The organism is Gorillibacterium massiliense, assembly GCF_000455485.1.
Lineage (GTDB): Bacteria > Bacillota > Bacilli > Paenibacillales > NBRC-103111 > Gorillibacterium > Gorillibacterium massiliense.
The window spans coordinates 1-4209 of record NZ_CBQR020000104.1 but is presented as its reverse complement, the minus strand read 5'-3'; the positions used below and the strand labels follow the sequence as shown (position 1 = coordinate 4209).

Below are 4209 nucleotides of genomic sequence, written 5' to 3'. Positions count from 1 at the left end.
TGTTCGTCATCTTCGAAAAAGAGTTTTCCCGCCCGCTTACGCCCATGGAGCTTGAAACTATCACAGGGTGGTTGGATCAGGACGGGTATCGGGAAGAGTTGATTCTCGCCGCTTTGAAAGAAGCAGTCTTCGCTGGTAAGCTGCATTTCCGCTATATCGATCGAATTTTGTTGGAATGGCAACGGAACCGGATTTTATCCGCTGAACAAGCCAAAGCCCATTCCCAGAAATTTCGCGGGCGTTAAGTTTGAAAAAAGAAATGGCCTGCGGTCTGTTTGTTCCTCATCAGGGAACGACAGATCGCAGGCCTTTTTTGTATGGTGATGGTTTTATTTGTTGCTTTCAGTCAAAAAGACTTGGGCATTGTCGGTGATCATGTCGCCCAATTCTTTTGAACGCTGGACACAGCGGCGAATGGCCGCTCGAACGGCATCGGTAAATTGATATTCGTCAAACACTTCTAACGCCGCTTGTGTCGTACCGTTTGGAGACGTGACTTTGCGGCGCAAGGAGGCTGGATCTTCACCTGTTTCCCGAACCATGGAAGCGGCGCCCAGTACGGTCTGCACCGTCAGTTCTCGAGCTTCCTCCGGTGTCATTCCGCCGTCTTGACCGCCGGCAATCATGGCTTCCATCATGTAGTAAATGTAAGCAACACCGCTTCCGGAGACGCCGGTGACGATATGCATGCGCTCCTCATCTGTCTCAGTAACGAGACCGGTTGCCTGGAATAGCTGCAGAGCCATTTCTTTCTGCTCGGATGCTACGCTATCACTGAAGCTGACTGCCGTTACCCCTTGCCCGATGGCGCAGGAGGTGTTGGGCATCGTCCGGGCAACAGGCATATCATTTTCTAACAAGCCATGGATCACATCAATGCTTAGGCCGGCGATAACGGAGATGAGCAACTGCTTCTCGTGCAATATTCCTTTGTATCCGGCTAACGCTTTGGCGGCATCCTTCGGCTTCATGGCCAGAACGACGATGTCCGCAGCTGAAGTAGCTTGTGCCGCCAGCCCGGGATCTTGCTCCGTGCGAATTCCATAAGTATGCTGTAGATGATTCAAAGTATCTTTATTGCTGCGGTTTACGGCAGTAATATGATCGGCATCCGCGACTTTTTGGCCGACGATGCCGCGGATGATGGCTTCCGCCATAGAACCTGCACCGAGAAAAACGATTTTTTTGCCGCTTAATAGGGTAGTCATGGTTTCCTCCTGATTATCGGTTCAACTTCATTATGCGGGAAGAACATTCATCATTATTCCCTGATCTGCCCGTTGCCGTAGACGCAATATTTCGTTGTGGTTAAGGCAGGCAAACCCATGGGACCCCGGGCATGGAGCTTCTGGGTGCTAATACCGATTTCCGCACCATAGCCAAATTCGAATCCGTCGGTGAAACGGGTCGATGCGTTTTGGAAGACGGCGGCGGCATCCACTTCCAGCATGAATAGCCGTGCCTTATCCGCATCTTCCGTCACGATGCACTCGGAATGCATCGTTCCAAAAGCCGTGATATGAGCGATGGCTTCCTCGATGGAGGCTACTACTTTTATATTCATAATGTAGTCATTGTACTCGGTGGCAAAGTCTTTATCCGTTGCCGCTTTAACACCTGCCAAATCACCGATCAACTCCAGCGATTGGGGACAACCTCTCAGCTCGACACCAGCTTCAACGAATTTTTCTGCCAGTCCGCGAAGATGTTCCCGCGCGACCTCTTCGTGAATCAGTAGCGTTTCCATGGAGTTGCAGACGGAGGGACGCTGGATTTTGGCGTTCATGGCGATGGCTGTCGCTTTTTTCATATCCGCTGCTTGATCAATATACGTATGACAGATGCCTGCGCCGGTCTCGATGACGGGGACTTTCGCATTGTCCACGACATTGCGGATTAAAGAGTGGCCGCCCCGGGGGATGATGACATCCAACAGGCCCGTAAGCTTAAGCATTTCATCTACGGACGAACGGTCCGTGCTTTCCACAAGCTGCACCGCATCCGCAGGAACAGCAGAATGCAGAAGAGCGTCGTGGACGATTTCGATGATTTTTTGGTTGGTTGAAAGAGCATCGGAGCCACCTCGCAGCAGAACCGCGTTGCCTGTCTTCAGGCACAAGCCTATGGCGTCTACCGTTACGTTGGGTCTCGCTTCATACACGATACCGATGAGTCCCAAAGGAACGCGCAATTTGCGGATGAGAAGACCGTTTGGCCGTTCACTCTCTTCTAATATATCGCCGATCGGGTCGGGAAGGTCGGTGACTTGCCGCAGCCCTTCAGCGATGCCTTTGATACGTGCGGGATTTAGGGTGAGGCGATCGATCATCCCTGTAGGGATGCCGTTTTTCACTCCGCGCTCAATGTCGGGTTTGTTGGCTTCAATCAGTTCTTCAGACCGTTCAATCAGCGCGTTCGCAATTTTTAGCAGAGCATCGTTTTTTTGCTCAGTAGATAATTTGTTTAAAGCAGTTGTCGTTTGTTTGGCCAACTGAGCTTTTCGTACAACCTCGCTCATGTCTTGTTCCTCCTATAGGAAGTGCCTGCAGGAATTTACCCCGAAGCCATTTCCTCATTTTCATTTAACCGATGGAAATCCATTCATCCCGATGAATGACTTCAATGCGGACCACATCGACCCGTTTCTGCACTTCATCGGTCGATAAGCCGGCTACGGCTTGCAGTTGCCATGCGGCGTAATTGATTGCCCCGCGGCCGATTGCTTGCCCATGGATATTCAGAACTTCAACGACATCGCCTGGATTAAAGTCCCCGGTTACTTCCACGACTCCTGCCGGAAGCAGGCTTTTACCGCCAGATAAAAGGGCATCTTCTGCCCCAGAATCGACAACGATGGAGCCTTGGGGTAGAGAGTGAAAGCGAACCCACTGTTTTTTCATGGACAGCGTACTGAGAGACGTTTCGAAATAAGTGCCGCGGCCTGTACCGTCAGCAGCTTTTTCCAAGTCGCCAGATTCCGTCACTTTCCCGATAAATACGGGGATGCCGCCGCGAGTGGCGATACGTGCCGCTTCGATTTTTGAACGCATGCCGCCGGTGCCGACATTCGAACCCGCTCCGCCTGCTAGTGACAGCAGTTCATCTGTAATACTCTCGACTTTTTCGATTTTTCGGGCTTCCGCATTTTTTCGCGGGTCCTCCGTATAAAGGCCTTCAATATCTGTAAGGATAAGGAGCTGATTCGCTTTGACCAAATTGGCGACTAGTGCGGAGAGCGTGTCATTTTCACTAAATTTGAGCTCGTTGACGGAAACCGTGTCATTCTCATTTATAATAGGAATGATCCGTCGGCGCAATAATTCATCGATGGTCATAAGAGCATTGTGTACCCGCAGCCTGTCGGAAAAATCGGACCGGGTCAACAAAATTTGCGCGACGCCGATTCCGTGCTCTTGAAAGGCTTCCTGATACGCTTGCATGAGAAGAGCCTGGCCGACAGCTGCAGCGGCTTGCTTCTCATGAAGCTGTTTCGGGCGTTTTTTGTAGCCGATTTTCGTAAATCCCGCGGCAACCGCGCCTGATGTTACGAGAAGAGGTTGATGTTCCATTTGATGCAGCTTGGCAAGCTCAGAAGCGAAAAAGCCGATTTTATCCCGGTTTAAACCGCCCTCGTCGGAGGTGAGGGAGCTGCTTCCGATTTTTATAACATAACGCGACATGTCGATCCCATCCTATTAATATAATTCGCCATTTTAATGAAGGAACATCTGCTTGTTGTACTAAAAAGACTTCCGTACATGATGAACGAAAGTCTGTCTGGTAATTCGCGCGGTCTGAAGTATGTATTTAGTATTTAGGGTAACTGAATCATACTTTGATGCGGAAAAGGACTAAATTCAGGATATCATGAGTAGATTCGCTTTGTAAAGAAATTGGCTTGGAATCTAACTGAGCGGGACATGCTAATCTTTAAGGGTTGATTAGGTTGGAGAAGGGAACGGATGAAACTTGCATGAAAACGTTGCGGAATAAATTGGAGCCGATTAAAGGTTGATTTGAGGTTCTATCTATGGTACATTATATATCCGGTCAGCTGATATCGACATTGTTCAACTAAATTCGACAATGTTTGAAAAAAAGTGCTTGACCTCAGTGATCCGGATGTGATATATTAATTGAGTCGCCGCTGAAAAGCGACGACGCGATAAAGAAGTAAAGCGCAACACTTGGTCCTTTGAAAACTGAACA

4 protein-coding genes are annotated in these 4209 nt (G+C 49.5%); 1 reads left to right on the top strand and 3 read right to left on the bottom strand.

What is annotated here, in order from left to right:
- Positions 1–245: DnaD domain-containing protein (locus TJ79_RS14910; protein ID WP_040951135.1), on the top strand; the 245-nt coding region annotated here is incomplete at its 5' end.
- 84 nt (positions 246–329) lie between these two features.
- Here the strand turns inward: TJ79_RS14910 and proC are convergent.
- From proC to proB, 3 genes are all read right to left on the bottom strand, one after another.
- The gene (proC, locus tag TJ79_RS14905) at positions 330–1208 is read right to left on the bottom strand and encodes a pyrroline-5-carboxylate reductase (RefSeq protein ID WP_040951134.1); all 879 of its coding nucleotides are present in this window, start codon (positions 1206–1208) and stop codon (positions 330–332) included.
- Positions 1209–1261: 53 nt separating this feature from the next.
- Positions 1262–2518 (bottom strand): glutamate-5-semialdehyde dehydrogenase, encoded by a 1257-nt coding sequence (locus TJ79_RS14900; protein WP_040951133.1) that lies wholly within the window; start codon positions 2516–2518, stop codon positions 1262–1264.
- 64 nt (positions 2519–2582) lie between these two features.
- Positions 2583–3680, bottom strand: coding sequence for a glutamate 5-kinase (gene proB, locus TJ79_RS14895; RefSeq protein WP_040951132.1), 1098 nt, complete (start codon positions 3678–3680; stop codon positions 2583–2585).
- Positions 3681–4209: the final 529 nt, after the last annotated feature.